General features: G+C 56.3%; 28 protein-coding genes. All 28 read right to left on the bottom strand.

Annotation, left to right across the window (positions count from 1 at the left end; genetic code table 11):
- Positions 1 to 16: 16 nt before the first annotated feature.
- Entirely contained in the window at positions 17 to 373 is a 357-nt protein-coding gene (rpsM, locus tag QME24_RS17925; RefSeq protein WP_009681976.1) for a 30S ribosomal protein S13, read from the bottom strand.
- A gap of 131 nt (positions 374 to 504) precedes the next feature.
- The gene (gene rpmJ, locus QME24_RS17930) at positions 505 to 621 is read right to left on the bottom strand and encodes a 50S ribosomal protein L36 (RefSeq protein WP_002555468.1); all 117 of its coding nucleotides are present in this window, start codon (positions 619 to 621) and stop codon (positions 505 to 507) included.
- Between the two features lie 28 nt (positions 622 to 649).
- Entirely contained in the window at positions 650 to 1,981 is a 1,332-nt protein-coding gene (secY, locus tag QME24_RS17935; RefSeq protein ID WP_003257108.1) for a preprotein translocase subunit SecY, read from the bottom strand.
- Positions 1,982 to 2,416, bottom strand: a complete 435-nt coding sequence (gene rplO, locus QME24_RS17940) for a 50S ribosomal protein L15 (protein ID WP_003255461.1) — start codon at positions 2,414 to 2,416, stop codon at positions 1,982 to 1,984.
- Positions 2,417 to 2,419: 3 nt separating this feature from the next.
- The gene (gene rpmD, locus QME24_RS17945; protein ID WP_003255463.1) at positions 2,420 to 2,596 is read right to left on the bottom strand and encodes a 50S ribosomal protein L30; all 177 of its coding nucleotides are present in this window, start codon (positions 2,594 to 2,596) and stop codon (positions 2,420 to 2,422) included.
- A 2-nt stretch (positions 2,597 to 2,598) separates the two neighbouring features.
- Positions 2,599 to 3,099 carry a 30S ribosomal protein S5 gene (gene rpsE / locus QME24_RS17950; protein WP_003255465.1) on the bottom strand — a complete coding sequence of 167 codons (501 nt, stop codon included), beginning with the start codon at positions 3,097 to 3,099 and terminating at the stop codon, positions 2,599 to 2,601.
- A gap of 3 nt (positions 3,100 to 3,102) precedes the next feature.
- Positions 3,103 to 3,453 carry a 50S ribosomal protein L18 gene (rplR, locus tag QME24_RS17955; protein ID WP_009681973.1) on the bottom strand — a complete coding sequence of 117 codons (351 nt, stop codon included), beginning with the start codon at positions 3,451 to 3,453 and terminating at the stop codon, positions 3,103 to 3,105.
- 10 nt (positions 3,454 to 3,463) lie between these two features.
- Positions 3,464 to 3,997: a 50S ribosomal protein L6 gene (rplF, locus tag QME24_RS17960; RefSeq protein ID WP_009681972.1), complete on the bottom strand. Its 534-nt coding sequence runs from the start codon at positions 3,995 to 3,997 to the stop codon at positions 3,464 to 3,466.
- Between the two features lie 12 nt (positions 3,998 to 4,009).
- The gene (rpsH, locus tag QME24_RS17965) at positions 4,010 to 4,402 is read right to left on the bottom strand and encodes a 30S ribosomal protein S8 (protein ID WP_009681971.1); all 393 of its coding nucleotides are present in this window, start codon (positions 4,400 to 4,402) and stop codon (positions 4,010 to 4,012) included.
- Positions 4,403 to 4,610: 208 nt separating this feature from the next.
- Positions 4,611 to 4,916, bottom strand: a complete 306-nt coding sequence (rpsN, locus tag QME24_RS17970) for a 30S ribosomal protein S14 (protein WP_009681970.1) — start codon at positions 4,914 to 4,916, stop codon at positions 4,611 to 4,613.
- A gap of 13 nt (positions 4,917 to 4,929) precedes the next feature.
- The gene (rplE, locus tag QME24_RS17975; protein WP_003255474.1) at positions 4,930 to 5,469 is read right to left on the bottom strand and encodes a 50S ribosomal protein L5; all 540 of its coding nucleotides are present in this window, start codon (positions 5,467 to 5,469) and stop codon (positions 4,930 to 4,932) included.
- A gap of 20 nt (positions 5,470 to 5,489) precedes the next feature.
- The gene (rplX, locus tag QME24_RS17980) at positions 5,490 to 5,804 is read right to left on the bottom strand and encodes a 50S ribosomal protein L24 (RefSeq protein ID WP_003255476.1); all 315 of its coding nucleotides are present in this window, start codon (positions 5,802 to 5,804) and stop codon (positions 5,490 to 5,492) included.
- Between the two features lie 11 nt (positions 5,805 to 5,815).
- Complete coding sequence (gene rplN / locus QME24_RS17985; RefSeq protein WP_008089810.1) at positions 5,816 to 6,184, bottom strand: 50S ribosomal protein L14; 369 nt, start codon at positions 6,182 to 6,184, stop codon at positions 5,816 to 5,818.
- Between the two features lie 23 nt (positions 6,185 to 6,207).
- Positions 6,208 to 6,474: a 30S ribosomal protein S17 gene (gene rpsQ / locus QME24_RS17990; protein WP_023534981.1), complete on the bottom strand. Its 267-nt coding sequence runs from the start codon at positions 6,472 to 6,474 to the stop codon at positions 6,208 to 6,210.
- A 2-nt stretch (positions 6,475 to 6,476) separates the two neighbouring features.
- Positions 6,477 to 6,668 carry a 50S ribosomal protein L29 gene (gene rpmC / locus QME24_RS17995; RefSeq protein ID WP_002555481.1) on the bottom strand — a complete coding sequence of 64 codons (192 nt, stop codon included), beginning with the start codon at positions 6,666 to 6,668 and terminating at the stop codon, positions 6,477 to 6,479.
- Positions 6,668 to 7,081 carry a 50S ribosomal protein L16 gene (rplP, locus tag QME24_RS18000; protein ID WP_003255479.1) on the bottom strand — a complete coding sequence of 138 codons (414 nt, stop codon included), beginning with the start codon at positions 7,079 to 7,081 and terminating at the stop codon, positions 6,668 to 6,670. Before rplP ends, rpmC begins: the two co-directional genes overlap by 1 nt.
- Positions 7,082 to 7,093: 12 nt before the next feature.
- Positions 7,094 to 7,780, bottom strand: a complete 687-nt coding sequence (gene rpsC / locus QME24_RS18005; RefSeq protein ID WP_003255481.1) for a 30S ribosomal protein S3 — start codon at positions 7,778 to 7,780, stop codon at positions 7,094 to 7,096.
- Positions 7,781 to 7,793: 13 nt separating this feature from the next.
- Entirely contained in the window at positions 7,794 to 8,126 is a 333-nt protein-coding gene (gene rplV, locus QME24_RS18010; protein ID WP_003103908.1) for a 50S ribosomal protein L22, read from the bottom strand.
- An 11-nt stretch (positions 8,127 to 8,137) separates the two neighbouring features.
- Entirely contained in the window at positions 8,138 to 8,413 is a 276-nt protein-coding gene (rpsS, locus tag QME24_RS18015) for a 30S ribosomal protein S19 (RefSeq protein WP_003255482.1), read from the bottom strand.
- A gap of 16 nt (positions 8,414 to 8,429) precedes the next feature.
- Positions 8,430 to 9,254: a 50S ribosomal protein L2 gene (gene rplB, locus QME24_RS18020; protein ID WP_003255483.1), complete on the bottom strand. Its 825-nt coding sequence runs from the start codon at positions 9,252 to 9,254 to the stop codon at positions 8,430 to 8,432.
- Between the two features lie 14 nt (positions 9,255 to 9,268).
- Positions 9,269 to 9,568, bottom strand: coding sequence for a 50S ribosomal protein L23 (gene rplW, locus QME24_RS18025; RefSeq protein ID WP_003255484.1), 300 nt, complete (start codon positions 9,566 to 9,568; stop codon positions 9,269 to 9,271).
- Positions 9,565 to 10,167: a 50S ribosomal protein L4 gene (rplD, locus tag QME24_RS18030; protein WP_003255485.1), complete on the bottom strand. Its 603-nt coding sequence runs from the start codon at positions 10,165 to 10,167 to the stop codon at positions 9,565 to 9,567. Before rplD ends, rplW begins: the two co-directional genes overlap by 4 nt.
- Positions 10,168 to 10,179: 12 nt before the next feature.
- Positions 10,180 to 10,815: a 50S ribosomal protein L3 gene (rplC, locus tag QME24_RS18035; RefSeq protein ID WP_003255486.1), complete on the bottom strand. Its 636-nt coding sequence runs from the start codon at positions 10,813 to 10,815 to the stop codon at positions 10,180 to 10,182.
- 80 nt (positions 10,816 to 10,895) lie between these two features.
- The gene (gene rpsJ, locus QME24_RS18040) at positions 10,896 to 11,207 is read right to left on the bottom strand and encodes a 30S ribosomal protein S10 (RefSeq protein ID WP_003186070.1); all 312 of its coding nucleotides are present in this window, start codon (positions 11,205 to 11,207) and stop codon (positions 10,896 to 10,898) included.
- Between the two features lie 141 nt (positions 11,208 to 11,348).
- Positions 11,349 to 12,542 carry an elongation factor Tu gene (gene tuf / locus QME24_RS18045; RefSeq protein ID WP_054881963.1) on the bottom strand — a complete coding sequence of 398 codons (1,194 nt, stop codon included), beginning with the start codon at positions 12,540 to 12,542 and terminating at the stop codon, positions 11,349 to 11,351.
- A 27-nt stretch (positions 12,543 to 12,569) separates the two neighbouring features.
- Complete coding sequence (gene fusA, locus QME24_RS18050) at positions 12,570 to 14,717, bottom strand: elongation factor G (protein WP_009681248.1); 2,148 nt, start codon at positions 14,715 to 14,717, stop codon at positions 12,570 to 12,572.
- A 30-nt stretch (positions 14,718 to 14,747) separates the two neighbouring features.
- Positions 14,748 to 15,218: a 30S ribosomal protein S7 gene (gene rpsG / locus QME24_RS18055; protein WP_003246741.1), complete on the bottom strand. Its 471-nt coding sequence runs from the start codon at positions 15,216 to 15,218 to the stop codon at positions 14,748 to 14,750.
- A 106-nt stretch (positions 15,219 to 15,324) separates the two neighbouring features.
- Entirely contained in the window at positions 15,325 to 15,696 is a 372-nt protein-coding gene (gene rpsL / locus QME24_RS18060) for a 30S ribosomal protein S12 (protein ID WP_003255492.1), read from the bottom strand.
- Between the last annotated feature and the right edge of the window lie 167 nt (positions 15,697 to 15,863).

The raw sequence follows: 15,863 nt of genomic DNA on the forward strand, positions 1-15,863 counted from the left end.
CTATATTCCTGGGCGATTACTTGCGGATCGGCTTACGCGGGCCCTTACGGGTGCGTGCGTTGGTCTTGGTGCGCTGACCGCGAACCGGCAGACCTTTACGATGACGCAGGCCGCGGTAGCAACCCAGGTCCATCAAGCGCTTGATCTTCATGTTGACGTCACGACGCAGGTCACCTTCAGTGGTGAACTTCGCGACTTCGCCACGCAGGGTTTCGATTTGCTCGTCGCTCAGATCCTTGATCTTTGCGGCTGGATTTACACCAGCGTCTACACAGATCTTCTGTGCAGTTGTGCGACCGACACCATAGATGTAGGTCAGCGAGATAACAGTATGCTTGTTATCTGGAATGTTGACGCCTGCAATACGGGCCATTCAGTGGGACTCCAATTGACAGCTACCTACGCCCCGGAAGCCAAGAAATAGGGCGCGAGATAATATCGCTGTAGAAACGAATAATCAACCCAGCAGCACACTAGCTGCTGGGTTTGAAGCGCAGATCACACTCAGCCTTGGCGCTGTTTGTGACGCGGTTCCGCGCTGCAGATCACTCGTACGACGCCTTCGCGACGGATGATCTTGCAGTTACGGCACAGCTTTTTCACCGATGCACGAACTTTCATTACCGACTCCTCGAACCTTAGGGGCGTATCAGCGCAGCAGGCCGCTGCCACCGTAGCCTTTCAGGTTGGCTTTCTTCATCAGGGATTCGTACTGGTGCGAAACGAGGTGCGATTGTACTTGGGACATGAAGTCCATCACAACCACTACCACAATCAGCAACGAGGTCCCGCCAAGGTAGAACGGCACATTTGCTGCCACCACCAGGAACTGGGGCAGAAGGCAGACGGCCATCATGTAAAGAGCACCGAACATGGTCAAACGGGTCAGTACGCCATCAATGTAGCGTGCCGACTGCTCACCAGGACGGATACCCGGAATAAAGGCACCGGACTTCTTCAGGTTTTCCGCTACGTCTTTCGGGTTGAACATCAACGCTGTGTAGAAGAAGCAGAAGAAAATGATCCCTGCACTAAACAGCAGAATGTTCAACGGCTGACCAGGAGCGATCGACTGCGAGATGTCCTGCAGCCAGCCCATACCTTCGGACTGACCGAACCAGGCACCCAGCGAAGCCGGGAACAGCAAAATGCTGCTCGCGAAAATGGCCGGGATAACCCCCGCCATGTTCACCTTCAACGGCAAGTGGCTGGTCTGCGCAGCGAAGACCTTGCGGCCCTGCTGACGCTTGGCGTAGTGAACGGCGATACGACGCTGACCACGCTCAATGAACACCACGAAACCGATAATCGCTACTGCCAGCAAACCGATTGCGACCAGGGCGAAAATGTTGATATCGCCTGTGCGTGCAGACTCGAAAGACTGCCCGATTGCTCTCGGAAGACCGGCAACGATACCCGCGAAGATCAACATCGAGATACCGTTGCCCACACCGCGCTCGGTGATCTGCTCGCCCAGCCACATCATGAACATCGCGCCCGCCACGAAGGTGGAGACGGCGACGACATGGAAGCCCAGGCCTACAGAAAACGCCACGCCCTGGTTGGCCAGGCCAATGGACATGCCAATGGCTTGAACCAGTGCCAGGATAACGGTGCCGTAGCGGGTGTACTGGCTGATCTTGCGACGGCCAGCTTCACCTTCCTTCTTCAACTGCTCCAGTTGCGGGCTGACCGCAGTCATCAGCTGCATGATGATCGATGCCGAGATGTACGGCATGATCCCCAGTGCAAAGATGCTCATGCGCTCGAGCGCGCCACCGGAAAACATGTTGAACAAGCTAAGAATGGTCCCCTCATTCTGCCGAAACAGATCCGCCAGACGGTCCGGATTGATGCCAGGCACCGGGATATGTGCGCCTATCCGATAGACGATGATCGCCATGAACAGAAAGCGCAGACGAGCCCAGAGTTCCGACATCCCGCCCTTACCGAGCGAAGAGAGAGCACCTTGCTTAGCCATTTATTCCTCGAATTTGCCGCCAGCTGCTTCGATAGCCGCACGCGCACCCTTGGTGGCTGCGATACCCTTGATGGTGACTGCGCGAGTAACTTCGCCAGACAGCATGATTTTCACACGCTGAATGTGCTGGTTGATCACGTTGGCATCCTTCAGGGATTGCACGGAGATCACGTCGCCTTCCACTTTGGCCAGCTCGGACAGACGCACTTCAGCGCGGTCCATGGCTTTCAGGGAAACGAAGCCGAACTTCGGCAGACGACGGTGCAGCGGCTGTTGACCGCCTTCGAAGCCAGGAGCGATCGAACCACCCGAACGGGAAGTCTGACCTTTGTGGCCACGGCCGCCGGTCTTACCCAGACCGCTACCGATACCACGACCTGGACGATGCTTCTCGCGACGGGAACCCGGCGCTGGACTCAGATCATTGAGTTTCATCGATTAGCCCTCGACCTTCAGCATGTAGTAAGCCTTGTTGATCATCCCGCGGTTCTCGGGAGTATCCTGGACTTCTACAGTGTGACCGATGCGACGCAGACCCAGGCCTTTAACACACAGTTTGTGGTTAGGCAGACGGCCCGAGACGCTCTTGATCAGCGTTACTTTTACGGTTGCCATGATCAGAAGATCTCCTCGACGCTCTTGCCGCGCTTGGCAGCAATGGATTCAGGAGATTGCATGGCTTTCAGACCCTTGAAGGTGGCGTAAACCACGTTCACTGGGTTGGTCGAACCGTAGCACTTGGCCAGAACGTTCTGAACACCAGCAACTTCCAGGACAGCACGCATTGCGCCACCGGCGATGATACCGGTACCTTCCGAAGCAGGCTGCATGTAAACCTTCGAGGCGCCGTGGGCAGCCTTGGTGGCGTACTGCAGGGTAGTGCCCTTCAGGTCAACCTGGATCATGTTGCGACGGGCAGCTTCCATGGCTTTCTGGATCGCGGCTGGCACTTCGCGCGATTTGCCACGGCCGAAGCCGACACGACCTTTACCATCACCTACCACGGTCAACGCGGTGAAGGTGAAGATACGGCCGCCTTTTACGGTTTTGGCAACGCGGTTAACTTGAACCAGCTTCTCGATGTAGCCTTCGTCGCGCTTTTGATCGTTATTTGCCATAACTTAGAACTCCAGCCCGCCTTCACGAGCAGCATCAGCCAGCGCTTTGACGCGGCCATGGTACTTGAAGCCGGAACGGTCAAAGGCAACTTGAGATACACCGGCGGCTTTCGCACGCTCAGCTACCAGCTTGCCAACCTTAGTGGCCGCGTCGATGTTGCCAGTGGCGCCATCACGCAGTTCTTTGTCCAAGGTCGAGGCGCTTGCCAGAACCTTGCTGCCGTCGGCCGAAATGACCTGGGCGTAGATGTGCTGCGAGGAGCGGAACACGCACAGGCGCACGACTTCGAGTTCGTGCATCTTGAGACGTGCTTTGCGAGCGCGACGCAGTCGAATAACTTTTTTGTCGGTCATTTACTAGGCCCTACTTCTTCTTGGCTTCTTTACGACGGACTACTTCGTCCGCGTAACGCACACCTTTACCTTTGTAAGGCTCTGGCGGACGGAAGTCGCGGATTTCAGCGGCCACCTGACCCACCAGCTGCTTGTCGATACCCTTGATCAGGATGTCGGTCTGGCTTGGGGTTTCAGCGGTGATACCGGCTGGCAGTTCGTAGTCCACTGGGTGCGAGAAGCCCAGAGCCAGGTTCAGGACGGTGCCTTTAGCCTGTGCCTTGTAACCAACACCGACCAGCTGGAGCTTGCGCTCGAAGCCTTGGCTTACGCCTTGGACCATGTTGTTCACCAGAGCGCGGGTGGTACCGGCCATGGCGCGAGCTTGCTGGTCACCGTTGCGAGCGACGAAACGCAGCTCGCCAGATTCTTCGGTAACTTCAACAGACGAGTGAACGTTCAGTTCGAGAGTGCCTTTGGCACCCTTCACCGAAAGCTGCTGGCCGGCGAATTTGACTTCGACGCCTGCTGGCAGCTTAACGGGGTTCTTAGCGACGCGAGACATGCCTATCTCCCCTTAGAACACTGTGCACAGAACTTCGCCGCCGACACCGGCAGCGCGCGCAGCGCGATCAGTCATCACACCTTTGTTGGTGGAGACGATAGACACGCCCAGACCGCCACGTACTTTCGGCAGCTCTGCGACGGACTTGTACTGGCGCAGGCCTGGACGGCTGGAGCGTTTCAGTTCTTCGATGACCGGACGGCCTTCGAAATACTTCAGTTCGATCGACAGGGAAGGCTTGGCCTCACCAGTTACCTGGTAGCCAGCGATGTAACCTTCGTCTTTCAGAACTTTGGCAACCGCGACCTTCAGGGTGGAGGAAGGCATGCTTACGACGGACTTTTCAGCCATCTGGGCATTACGGATGCGAGTTAGCATGTCCGCTAACGGGTCCTGCATACTCATGGGCTAGATGCTCCTGATACAAGAATTATTAGCCTTGCGGCTATCACAACCACCCGAACAGGCAGGGGAAAACCCCAGGCTCAGGTGAGCCGGTCATTCTAGACACAAGGTAGAAACGAAACAAGCCCCATGTAGGGGCTTGTTTGATGGCAAGGTCACCGGCGGTCGGAAGATTGCTCCCCTTGCGCCGGGATCTTGCCTGCAGCGATTACCAGGAGGCCTTGACCAGACCTGGTACGTCACCGCGCATTGCAGCTTGACGCAGCATGTTACGGCCCAGGCCGAACTTACGGTATACACCGTGAGGACGACCGGTCAGGCGGCAACGGTTGCGCAGGCGCGAAGCGCTAGCGTCGCGTGGCTGCTTCTGCAGAGCGACTACGGCAGCGAAACGCTCTTCAGGAGAGGCGTTGACGTTGACGATGGTCGCTTTCAGTTCAGCACGCTTCTTAGCGAACTTGGCTACCGTGAGCTGACGCTTCAGCTCGCGGTTTTTCATGCTCTTCTTGGCCATTTTCCTACTCCAATCAGTTGCGGAACGGGAACTTGAAAGCACGCAGCAGAGCGCGGCCTTCGTCGTCCGAACGAGCAGTGGTGGTCAGGGTGATGTCCAAACCGCGCAGAGCATCGATCTTGTCGTAGTCGATTTCCGGGAAGATGATCTGCTCTTTCACGCCCATGCTGTAGTTGCCACGGCCATCGAAGGACTTGGCATTCAGGCCGCGGAAGTCGCGGACCCGAGGCAGGGAGATCGCCAGCAGGCGGTCCAGGAATTCGTACATCTTGTCGCTACGCAGGGTCACCTTGACGCCGATCGGCCAGCCTTCGCGGACTTTGAAGCCAGCGATGGACTTGCGAGCGAAAGTCACAACCGGCTTTTGACCGGTGATCTTTTCCAGGTCGGCAACAGCGTGCTCGATGACTTTCTTGTCGCCGATCGCTTCGCCCAGACCCATGTTCAGGGTGATCTTGGTAACGCGCGGAACTTCCATCACGTTCGACAGCTTAAGTTCTTCCTTAAGCTTAGGAGCGATTTCGTTCCGGTAAATCTCTTTCAGTCGTGCCATGGTCTTCTACCTAGCAGTGTTCAAGCATCAACCGCTTTTTGGGTCGACTTGAAGACACGAATTTTTTTACCGTCTTCTACTTTGAAGCCAACGCGATCAGCCTTGTTGGTTTCACCGTTGAAGATGGCAACGTTGGAAGCGTGCAGAGGCGCTTCTTTCTCGACGATACCGCCCTGTACGCCCGCCATCGGGTTAGGCTTGGTATGACGCTTGACCAGGTTCACGCCACCGATGACCAGACGGTCATCAGCCAGAACCTTCAGCACCTTACCGCGCTTACCTTTGTCTTTGCCGGCGATCACGATGATCTCGTCGTCACGACGAATCTTTTGCATGTCGGATCTCCTTACAGCACTTCAGGGGCGAGCGAGACGATCTTCATGAACTTCTCGGTACGAAGTTCACGGGTCACTGGCCCGAAGATGCGAGTGCCGATCGGCTCTTGCTTGGTGTTCAGCAGAACAGCAGCGTTGCCGTCGAAACGAATGATGGAACCGTCAGCGCGACGTACACCGTGACGGGTACGGACGACAACAGCAGTCATCACCTGGCCTTTTTTGACCTTACCGCGCGGAATTGCTTCCTTGACGGTTACTTTGATGATGTCACCGATGCCGGCGTAACGGCGATGCGAGCCGCCGAGCACCTTGATGCACATGACGCGACGAGCGCCGCTGTTATCGGCCACATCGAGCATGGATTGAGTCTGAATCATAAAATTTCTCCGACCCCTAGCCCTTAGACTTCAACAGCGCGTTCGAGGACTTCAACCAGTGCCCAGGACTTGGTCTTGGCCAGCGGACGGGTTTCGGTAATGGAAACCTTGTCGCCGATTTTGCACTGGTTGGTTTCGTCGTGCGCGTGCAGCTTAGTCGAACGCTTAACGTATTTACCGTAGATCGGGTGCTTGACGCGACGCTCGATCAGAACGGTGATGGTCTTGTCCATTTTGTCGCTGACGACACGGCCAGTCAGCGTACGGACGGTTTTTTCAGCTTCAGCCATGATCACTTACCTGCCTGCTGGTTGAGCACAGTTTTCACGCGAGCGATGTCACGCTTAACTTGCGAGAGCAGGTGCGACTGCCCCAACTGGCCAGTTGCTTTCTGCATACGCAGATTGAACTGGTCGCGCAGCAAGCCGAGCAGTTGCTCGTTCAGTTGCTGTGCCGATTTTTCACGAAGTTCATTCGCTTTCATCACATCACCGTCCGCTTAACAAAGGAGGTGGCGAGAGGCAGCTTTGCAGCAGCCAGGGCGAAAGCTTCGCGCGCCAGCTCTTCAGAAACACCCTCGATCTCGTACAGGACTTTGCCTGGCTGGATCTGGGCAACCCAGTACTCCACGGAACCCTTACCTTTACCCATACGAACCTCGAGAGGCTTCTTGGAGATCGGCTTGTCCGGGAACACACGGATCCAGATCTTGCCGCCACGCTTAACGTGACGGGTCAGCGCACGACGTGCGGACTCGATCTGGCGAGCGGTGAGGCGACCGCGAGCAACAGCTTTCAGGGCGAATTCGCCGAAGCTGACTTTGCTACCGCGCAGTGCCAGACCACGGTTGTGGCCAGTCATCTGCTTGCGGAATTTTGTACGCTTTGGTTGCAACATTTGGCGTACCCCTTACTTAGCAGCTTTTTTACGAGGCGCTGGTGCTTGTGGTTTCAGTTCTTCTTGGCGACCACCAATAACTTCGCCTTTGAAGATCCAAACCTTCACACCGATCACACCGTAAGTGGTGTGAGCTTCGTAGGTGTTGTAGTCGATATCGGCACGCAGGGTGTGCAGTGGCACACGACCTTCGCGATACCACTCGGTACGAGCAATCTCAGCACCGCCGAGACGACCGCTCACCTGGATCTTGATGCCCTTGGCACCAATACGCATGGCGTTCTGTACGGCGCGCTTCATGGCGCGACGGAACATTACGCGGCGTTCCAGCTGCTGAGCTACGCTCTGCGCAACCAGCATAGCGTCGAGTTCCGGCTTGCGGATCTCTTCGATGTTGATGTGCACAGGCACACCCATCTGCTTGGTCAGGTCCTGACGCAGCTTCTCGACATCTTCACCTTTCTTCCCGATAACGATACCTGGACGAGCGGTGTGGATGGTGATGCGTGCAGTTTGAGCCGGACGATGAATATCGATACGGCTTACGGACGCGCTTTTTAGTTTGTCTTGGAGGTACTCACGCGTTTTCAGATCCTTCAACAGGTAATCTGCGTAAGTAGCACCGTCTGCGTACCAGACGGAGGTGTGCTCCTTGACGATTCCCAGGCGAATGCCAGTGGGATGTACTTTCTGACCCATCTGATCGACTCCGTTACTTGTCCGCAACCTTGACAGTGATATGGCAAGACCGCTTGACGATGCGATCAGCACGGCCTTTGGCACGTGGCATGATGCGCTTCAGCGAACGCCCTTCGTTGACGAAGACGGTGGAGACCTTCAGGTCATCAACGTCTGCGCCTTCGTTGTGTTCGGCGTTGGCTACGGCCGACTCGAGGACTTTCTTCATGATTTCAGCAGCTTTTTTGCTGCTGAAGGCCAACAGGTTGAGCGCTTCGCCCACCTTCTTCCCGCGGATCTGGTCGGCGACCAAGCGGGCTTTCTGGGCGGAGATTCGAGCGCCCGACAACTTAGCGGCTACTTCCATTTCCTTACCCCTTAACGCTTGGCTTTCTTGTCAGCCACGTGCCCGCGATAGGTGCGGGTACCGGCGAACTCGCCCAGTTTGTGGCCGACCATGTCTTCGTTCACCAGAACTGGGACATGTTGACGACCGTTGTGTACCGCGATGGTCAGACCGACCATTTGTGGCAGGATCATCGAACGACGCGACCAGGTTTTAACTGGCTTGCGATCATTCTTCTCCACCGCCACTTCGACCTTCTTCAGCAGGTGAAGATCGATAAAAGGACCTTTTTTCAGAGAACGTGGCACTGTCGTATCCCTCTAGTTACTTGCGACGACGGACGATCATGTTGTCGGTACGCTTATTACCACGGGTTTTAGCACCCTTGGTTGGGAAGCCCCATGGCGATACCGGATGACGACCACCGGAGGTACGACCTTCACCACCACCGTGTGGGTGGTCAACCGGGTTCATGGCAACACCACGAACGGTTGGGCGAACGCCGCGCCAGCGTTTGGCACCAGCTTTACCCAGCGAACGCAGGCTGTGCTCGGAGTTCGAGACTTCGCCCAGGGTCGCACGGCACTCAGCCAGGACTTTACGCATTTCACCAGAGCGCAGACGCAGGGTCACGTAGACACCTTCGCGAGCGATCAGCTGAGCCGAAGCACCAGCGGAACGAGCGATCTGTGCACCTTTACCCGGCTTCAGTTCGATGCCGTGGATGGTGCTACCTACTGGAATGTTGCGCAGCTGCAGGGAGTTACCGGCCTTGATTGGGGCCAGTGCACCTGCGATCAGCTGGTCGCCAGCGCTCACGCCTTTAGGGGCGATGATGTAGCGACGCTCACCGTCTGCGTAGCACAGCAGGGCGATGTGAGCAGTACGGTTCGGGTCGTATTCGATACGCTCGACAGTGGCTGGAATGCCATCTTTGTCGTTGCGACGGAAGTCGACCAGACGGTAATGCTGCTTATGACCACCACCAACGTGACGAGTGGTAATGCGGCCATTGTTGTTACGACCACCAGACTTCGATTTTTTCTCGATCAGCGGTGCGTGAGGAGCGCCTTTGTGCAGCTCCTTGTTGACCACCTTGACCACGAAACGGCGGCCAGGGGAAGTCGGTTTGCATTTAACGATTGCCATGATGCACCCCTTCCTTACTCAGCACTGCTGCTGAAATCGAGATCTTGGCCTGGCTGAAGGGAGACGATCGCCTTCTTCCAGTCATTACGCTTGCCCAGACCACGTGCGGTACGCTTGGTTTTACCCAGAACGTTAACAGTCGACACGTTTTCAACTTTTACGTTGAACAGGCCTTCGACAGCTTTCTTGATTTCCAGCTTGGTTGCATCGGTAGCAACCTTGAATACGAACTGGCCTTTTTTCTCAGCCAGAACGGTAGCCTTCTCGGAAACGTGCGGGCCAAGGAGGACTTTGAATACGCGTTCCTGGTTCATCCCAGCAGCTCCTCGAATTTCTTCACGGCCGAGACAGTGATCAACACTTTCTCGTATGCGATCAGACTGACCGGGTCGGAACCTTGTACGTCACGTACATCGACGTGCGGCAGGTTACGAGCAGCCAGGTACAGGTTCTGATCAACAGCGTCGGAAACGATCAAAACATCGCTCAGACCCATGCCGTTCAGCTTGTTCAGCAGATCTTTGGTTTTTGGCGCTTCAACAGCGAAGTCCTGAACCACGACCAGACGGTCGCTACGCACCAGCTCAGCGAGGATGGAGCGCAGTGCTGCGCGGTACATCTTCTTGTTGAGCTTCTGCGAGTGATCTTGAGGGCGAGCTGCGAAGGTTACACCACCGCCACGCCAGATCGGACCACGAGTGGTACCAGCACGAGCACGGCCAGTACCCTTCTGACGCCATGGGCGCTTACCGCCACCAGCCACGTCAGAACGGGTCTTCTGCTGCTTGGTACCCTGACGGCCGCCAGCCATGTAGGCCACGACTGCTTGGTGAACCAGCGTCTCGTTGAATTCGCCACCGAAAGTCAGTTCGGAAACTTCGATCGCCTGAGCGTCATTTACATTAAGTTGCATGTCAGTTTCCCCTTAACCGCGAGCCTTGACAGCTGGACGTACAACCACGTCGCCACCAGTAGCGCCAGGTACGGCACCTTTGATCAGCAGCAGGTTGCGTTCAGCGTCTACGCGAACTACTTCCAGGGACTGAACAGTCACGCGCTCGGCGCCCATGTGACCGGACATTTTCTTGCCCTTGAACACACGACCAGGAGTCTGGCACTGGCCGATGGAACCAGGAACACGGTGCGACACGGAGTTACCGTGGGTGTTGTCCTGACCACGGAAGTTCCAGCGCTTGATGGTACCGGCAAAGCCTTTACCTTTGGACTGACCAGTAACGTCAACCAGCTGGCCTGCAGTGAAGAGTTCAGCTTTGATCAGATCGCCAGCCTGGAAATCGCCTTCTTCAAGACGGAACTCCCAAACACCGCGACCAGCGGCAACGTTGGCCTTGGCGAAGTGGCCTGCCTGAGCGGCAGTCACACGCGAAGCACGACGCTCGCCGACAGTGACTTGCACTGCACGGTAGCCATCGGTTTCTTCAGTTTTGAACTGGGTGACGCGATTCGGCTCGATCTCAATGACCGTGACCGGAATGGAGACACCTTCTTCGGTGAAAATGCGGGTCATACCGCACTTGCGACCGATTACACCAATAGTCATGTTGTAAACCTCATGAGTGTACGGGGCTTTCACCCGCTATGGCCGCCCATTTCAGAGCGTTACACGACTAGACCGAAGTCTTAGCCGAGGCTGATCTGTACTTCCACACCTGCCGCCAGATCAAGCTTCATCAGCGCGTCAACGGTTTTATCCGTTGGCTGGACGATGTCCAGAACACGCTTATGAGTGCGGATCTCGTACTGGTCACGCGCGTCTTTGTTGACGTGCGGGGAAACCAGAACGGTGAAACGCTCTTTGCGGGTAGGCAGTGGAATTGGACCACGCACTTGTGCACCAGTACGTTTCGCGGTTTCCACGATTTCCTGGGTGGATTGGTCGATCAGGCGATGGTCGAAAGCCTTCAACCTGATACGGATTTGCTGATTTTGCATTGGATTTCAGACTCCAGGCTGTTCCCAACGGACGCACTACGCCCGCTAAAAGGAGGCGTGATTCTATAGACGCCCCCATTTAGTGTCAACCCAATAAAAAAAACCCCCGCTGAGCGGGGGTTTTTTCAATCGGTCGAGAGATTACTCGATGATTTTGGCTACGACGCCGGCGCCGACGGTACGACCGCCTTCACGGATAGCGAAGCGCAGACCGTCTTCCATTGCGATGGTCTTGATCAGGGTAACAGTCATCTGAATGTTGTCACCTGGCATTACCATTTCAACGCCTTCCGGCAGTTCGCAGTTACCGGTCACGTCAGTGGTACGGAAGTAGAACTGAGGACGATAGCCTTTGAAGAACGGAGTGTGACGGCCGCCTTCTTCCTTCGACAGAACGTAGACTTCTGCGGTGAACTTGGTGTGCGGCTTGACCGAACCTGGCTTGACCAGAACCTGGCCACGCTCAACGTCGTCACGCTTGGTACCACGCAGCAGAACGCCGCAGTTCTCGCCAGCACGACCTTCGTCCAGCAGCTTGCGGAACATCTCAACACCGGTGCAGGTGGTGGTGGAGGTGTCACGCAGACCAACGATTTCCAGCGGATCCTGAACGCGGACGATACCACGCTCGATACGGCCGGTAACAACGGTACCACGACCCGAGATCGAGAATACGTCTTCGATTGGCATCAGGAATGGCTGGTCGATGGCACGAACTGGCTCAGGGATGTAGGCATCCAGAGTTTCTACCAGCTTCTTGACAGCGGTAGTGCCCATTTCGTTGTCGTCTTTGCCTTCCAGCGCCATACGAGCCGAGCCGATGATGATCGGGGTGTCGTCGCCTGGGAAGTCGTAGGTGGACAGCAGGTCGCGAACTTCCATCTCGACCAGTTCCAGCAGCTCAGCGTCGTCTACCAGGTCAGCCTTGTTCAGGAAGACCACGATGTACGGAACGCCAACCTGACGGGACAGCAGGATGTGCTCACGGGTTTGTGGCATCGGACCATCGGCGGCCGAGCAAACCAGGATCGCGCCGTCCATCTGGGCAGCACCGGTGATCATGTTCTTCACGTAGTCAGCGTGACCTGGGCAGTCAACGTGAGCGTAGTGACGAATGTTCGAGTTGTACTCGACGTGAGCGGTGTTAATGGTAATACCGCGCGCTTTTTCTTCCGGAGCCGAGTCGATCTTGTCGAACTCAACGACTGCCGAACCGAAAACTTCGGAGCAGACGCGAGTCAGAGCTGCGGTCAGAGTGGTCTTACCGTGGTCAACGTGGCCGATGGTGCCGACGTTAACGTGGGGAAGGGAACGATCAAATTTTTCTTTAGCCACGACAGTGAACCTCTTGCCTAAAGGGGATTAGCCTTGTTTTTTAACGAGTGCTTCGACGATGTTCGACGGAGCTTCGGCGTATTTGGAGAATTCCATGGAGTAGCTTGCGCGACCCTGAGACATGGAACGAACGTCGGTTGCATAACCGAACATTTCTCCGAGTGGTACCTCAGCAGTGATTACCTTGCCGGACACCGAGTCTTCATTACCCTGGATCATCCCACGACGACGGCTCAGGTCACCCATCACGTCACCCAGGTAGTCTTCCGGGGTTACAACTTCGACCTTCATGATCGGCTCAAGCACCACGCCACCGCCCTTCTGGGCCAGTTGCTTGGTCGCCATCGAAGCGGCGATCTTGAACGCCATTTCGTTGGAGTCGACGTCGTGGTACGAACCGTCGAACACTGTAGCCTTCAGGCCGAGCAGCGGATAGCCGGCAACAACGCCGTTTTTCATCTGCTCTTCGATACCCTTCTGGATCGGGGCGATGAATTCCTTCGGAATCACACCACCAACGACTTCGTTGGTGAAGACCAGACCTTCGGTGATGTTGCCCTTCTCGTCGACGTCTGGCTCCGAGAAACGGATCCAGCAGTGACCGAACTGACCACGACCACCCGACTGACGAACGAACTTGCCTTCGATCTCGACGTTGGACTTGGTGATCTTCTCGCGGTACGAAACCTGCGGCTTGCCGACGTTGCACTCGACGTTGAATTCGCGCTTCATGCGGTCAACGAGAATGTCCAGGTGCAGCTCACCCATACCGGAGATGATGGTCTGGCCGGTTTCTTCGTCGGTCTTGACGCGGAACGACGGGTCTTCCTGGGCCAGCTTGCCCAGTGCGATACCCATCTTCTCCTGGTCAGCCTTGGTTTTCGGCTCTACGGAGAGCGAAATTACCGGCTCAGGGAAGTCCATACGCTCAAGGATGATCGGCTTGTCGAGGTTGCACAGGGTATCACCGGTGGTGACGTCCTTCATCCCGATCAGAGCAGCGATGTCGCCTGCACGTACTTCCTTGATTTCTTCACGCTGGTTGGCGTGCATCTGCACCATACGGCCAACGCGCTCTTTCTTGCCCTTGACCGAGTTGATGACGGAGTCACCAGAGGTCAGGAAGCCCGAGTAAACGCGGACGAAGGTCAGGGTGCCCACGAACGGGTCGGTAGCGATCTTGAACGCCAGAGCCGAGAACGGCTCGTCGTCGTCAGCAGGACGCTCGTCGTACTGTTCTGGCTTGACTTCATCCTTCGGCACGTCGATCAGATCAGGGTGGATACCCTTGATCGCAGGGATCTCGGTTGGCGCAGGCAGGTAGTCAATGACGGCATCGAGAACCAGGGGAACGCCCTTGTTCTTGAACGAAGAACCGCAGACAGCAGGAACGATCTCGCTCGCCAGAGTACGGGCGCGCAGACCAGCCTTGATGTCTTCGACGGACAGGTCACCTTCTTCAAGGTACTTGTTCATCAGCTCTTCGCTGGCCTCGGCAGCAGCCTCGACCATGTTGCTGCGCCATTCGTTGGCCAGATCCACCAGCTCGGCAGGAATTTCTTCCTCGCGATAGGTGGTGCCTTTGTCGTCGTCGTTCCAGTAGATGGCTTTCATCTTGATCAGGTCAACCTGACCCTGGAAGTCATCTTCTGCACCGATGGCCAGCTGAACCGGAACCGGGGTGTGACCCAGACGGTTCTTGATCTGACCTACAACGCGCAGGAAGTTGGCACCGGCACGGTCCATCTTGTTCACGTAGACAACACGTGGAACGCCGTACTTGTTGGCCTGACGCCATACGGTTTCGGACTGCGGCTCAACGCCGGAGGTACCGCAGAACACAACGACCGCGCCGTCGAGTACGCGCAGCGAACGCTCTACTTCAATGGTGAAGTCAACGTGGCCGGGGGTATCGATGACGTTTACGCGGTAGTTGTCGTACTGACCACGGGAACCTTTCCAGAAGGTGGTAACGGCAGCGGAGGTAATGGTGATACCCCGCTCCTGCTCCTGCACCATCCAGTCGGTGGTCGCGGCGCCGTCATGCACCTCGCCCATCTTGTGGCTCAGACCTGTGTAGAACAGGATCCGCTCGGTAGTGGTAGTCTTGCCCGCGTCAACGTGGGCACAGATACCGATGTTACGGTAGCGGTTAATTGCTGTAGTACGAGCCATAAAGCCCTCGCGAAATGATTGATGCTTGAATTAGAAGCGGTAGTGCGAGAACGCTTTGTTGGCTTCAGCCATACGGTGCACGTCTTCACGCTTCTTGACTGCAGCACCCTTGCCTTCGGCAGCATCCAGCAGTTCGCCGGCCAGACGCAGAGCCATCGACTTCTCGCCGCGCTTGCGGGCGTAGTCTACGAGCCAGCGCATTGCCAGAGCGTTACGACGGGATGGACGAACTTCAACCGGAACCTGGTAAGTAGCACCGCCTACACGGCGGGACTTGACTTCGACCAGCGGAGCGATGGCGTCGAGAGCTTTCTCGAAGATTTCCAGGGGGTCGCTGTTCTTGCGTGCTTTGACGGTATCCAGGGCACCGTAAACGATGCGCTCGGCTACGGCCTTCTTGCCGCTTTCCATCACGTGGTTCATGAACTTGGCGAGGATCTGGGATCCGTACTTCGGATCGTCAAGGATCTCACGTTTTGCTGCTACACGACGTCTTGGCATGATAAGCCCTCAAACGGTCTTCAGGTTAGCCCGGGACGCGGGTCTTCGACCCCTGCCCGACCTTACTCTTATCGACTCAAAAAAATGGATGTCTGCAAACGGCCGATTACTTCGGACGCTTGGTACCGTATTTCGAACGACCCTGGTTACGGCCTTTGACGCCCGAAGTATCCAGAGAGCCGCGAACGGTGTGGTAACGAACACCTGGCAAGTCTTTTACACGGCCGCCACGGATCAGGACGACGCTGTGCTCTTGCAGGTTGTGGCCTTCACCACCGATGTACGAGGAAACCTCGAAACCGTTGGTCAGACGCACACGGCATACTTTACGCAGTGCCGAGTTAGGTTTTTTCGGCGTGGTGGTGTACACACGGGTGCACACGCCACGACGTTGCGGGCAGTTCTGCAGCGCAGGAACGTCGGACTTCTCGACCGAACGCTTACGCGGCTGACGTACCAGCTGGTTGATAGTTGCCATCTACTAGCTCCACTGATTGTCTTGCGACTCTATTGTCTTGCAAGAAAGCCAAAAATTGGCGAGACGGAGCCTCACCAAATTTAAGGGTACAAAAGTCTAAAGAGGATCTTGCACCCAGTCAAGACAAGGCCCCGGCCCTCCTCGCCCGATCATCGGCAACATTTCAT

It is taken from the genome of Pseudomonas sp. PARCl1, from assembly GCF_947311875.1.
GTDB lineage: Bacteria > Pseudomonadota > Gammaproteobacteria > Pseudomonadales > Pseudomonadaceae > Aquipseudomonas > Aquipseudomonas juntendi.

Excerpts from the sequence above, each read along its gene's own strand:
- rpsM (WP_009681976.1), bottom strand. The coding sequence starts at position 373 with ATGGCCCGTATTGCAGGCGTCAACATTCCAGATAACAAGCATACTGTT.
- rpmJ (WP_002555468.1), bottom strand. The coding sequence starts at position 621 with ATGAAAGTTCGTGCATCGGTGAAAAAGCTGTGCCGTAACTGCAAGATC.
- secY (WP_003257108.1), bottom strand. The coding sequence starts at position 1,981 with ATGGCTAAGCAAGGTGCTCTCTCTTCGCTCGGTAAGGGCGGGATGTCG.
- rplO (WP_003255461.1), bottom strand. The coding sequence starts at position 2,416 with ATGAAACTCAATGATCTGAGTCCAGCGCCGGGTTCCCGTCGCGAGAAG.
- rpmD (WP_003255463.1), bottom strand. The coding sequence starts at position 2,596 with ATGGCAACCGTAAAAGTAACGCTGATCAAGAGCGTCTCGGGCCGTCTG.
- rpsE (WP_003255465.1), bottom strand. The coding sequence starts at position 3,099 with ATGGCAAATAACGATCAAAAGCGCGACGAAGGCTACATCGAGAAGCTG.
- rplR (WP_009681973.1), bottom strand. The coding sequence starts at position 3,453 with ATGACCGACAAAAAAGTTATTCGACTGCGTCGCGCTCGCAAAGCACGT.
- rplF (WP_009681972.1), bottom strand. The coding sequence starts at position 3,997 with ATGTCTCGCGTCGCTAAGAACCCCGTTAAGCTGCCAGCAGGCGTCGAA.
- rpsH (WP_009681971.1), bottom strand. The coding sequence starts at position 4,402 with ATGAGTATGCAGGACCCGTTAGCGGACATGCTAACTCGCATCCGTAAT.
- rpsN (WP_009681970.1), bottom strand. The coding sequence starts at position 4,916 with ATGGCCAAGAAGAGCATGAAAAACCGCGAGCTGAAGCGTCAGCTCACG.
- rplE (WP_003255474.1), bottom strand. The coding sequence starts at position 5,469 with ATGGCACGACTGAAAGAGATTTACCGGAACGAAATCGCTCCTAAGCTT.
- rplX (WP_003255476.1), bottom strand. The coding sequence starts at position 5,804 with ATGCAAAAGATTCGTCGTGACGACGAGATCATCGTGATCGCCGGCAAA.
- rplN (WP_008089810.1), bottom strand. The coding sequence starts at position 6,184 with ATGATTCAGACTCAATCCATGCTCGATGTGGCCGATAACAGCGGCGCT.
- rpsQ (WP_023534981.1), bottom strand. The coding sequence starts at position 6,474 with ATGGCTGAAGCTGAAAAAACCGTCCGTACGCTGACTGGCCGTGTCGTC.
- rpmC (WP_002555481.1), bottom strand. The coding sequence starts at position 6,668 with ATGAAAGCGAATGAACTTCGTGAAAAATCGGCACAGCAACTGAACGAG.
- rplP (WP_003255479.1), bottom strand. The coding sequence starts at position 7,081 with ATGTTGCAACCAAAGCGTACAAAATTCCGCAAGCAGATGACTGGCCAC.
- rpsC (WP_003255481.1), bottom strand. The coding sequence starts at position 7,780 with ATGGGTCAGAAAGTACATCCCACTGGCATTCGCCTGGGAATCGTCAAG.
- rplV (WP_003103908.1), bottom strand. The coding sequence starts at position 8,126 with ATGGAAGTAGCCGCTAAGTTGTCGGGCGCTCGAATCTCCGCCCAGAAA.
- rplB (WP_003255483.1), bottom strand. The coding sequence starts at position 9,254 with ATGGCAATCGTTAAATGCAAACCGACTTCCCCTGGCCGCCGTTTCGTG.
- rplW (WP_003255484.1), bottom strand. The coding sequence starts at position 9,568 with ATGAACCAGGAACGCGTATTCAAAGTCCTCCTTGGCCCGCACGTTTCC.
- rplD (WP_003255485.1), bottom strand. The coding sequence starts at position 10,167 with ATGCAACTTAATGTAAATGACGCTCAGGCGATCGAAGTTTCCGAACTG.
- rplC (WP_003255486.1), bottom strand. The coding sequence starts at position 10,815 with ATGACTATTGGTGTAATCGGTCGCAAGTGCGGTATGACCCGCATTTTC.
- rpsJ (WP_003186070.1), bottom strand. The coding sequence starts at position 11,207 with ATGCAAAATCAGCAAATCCGTATCAGGTTGAAGGCTTTCGACCATCGC.
- fusA (WP_009681248.1), bottom strand. The coding sequence starts at position 14,717 with ATGGCTCGTACTACAGCAATTAACCGCTACCGTAACATCGGTATCTGT.
- rpsG (WP_003246741.1), bottom strand. The coding sequence starts at position 15,218 with ATGCCAAGACGTCGTGTAGCAGCAAAACGTGAGATCCTTGACGATCCG.
- rpsL (WP_003255492.1), bottom strand. The coding sequence starts at position 15,696 with ATGGCAACTATCAACCAGCTGGTACGTCAGCCGCGTAAGCGTTCGGTC.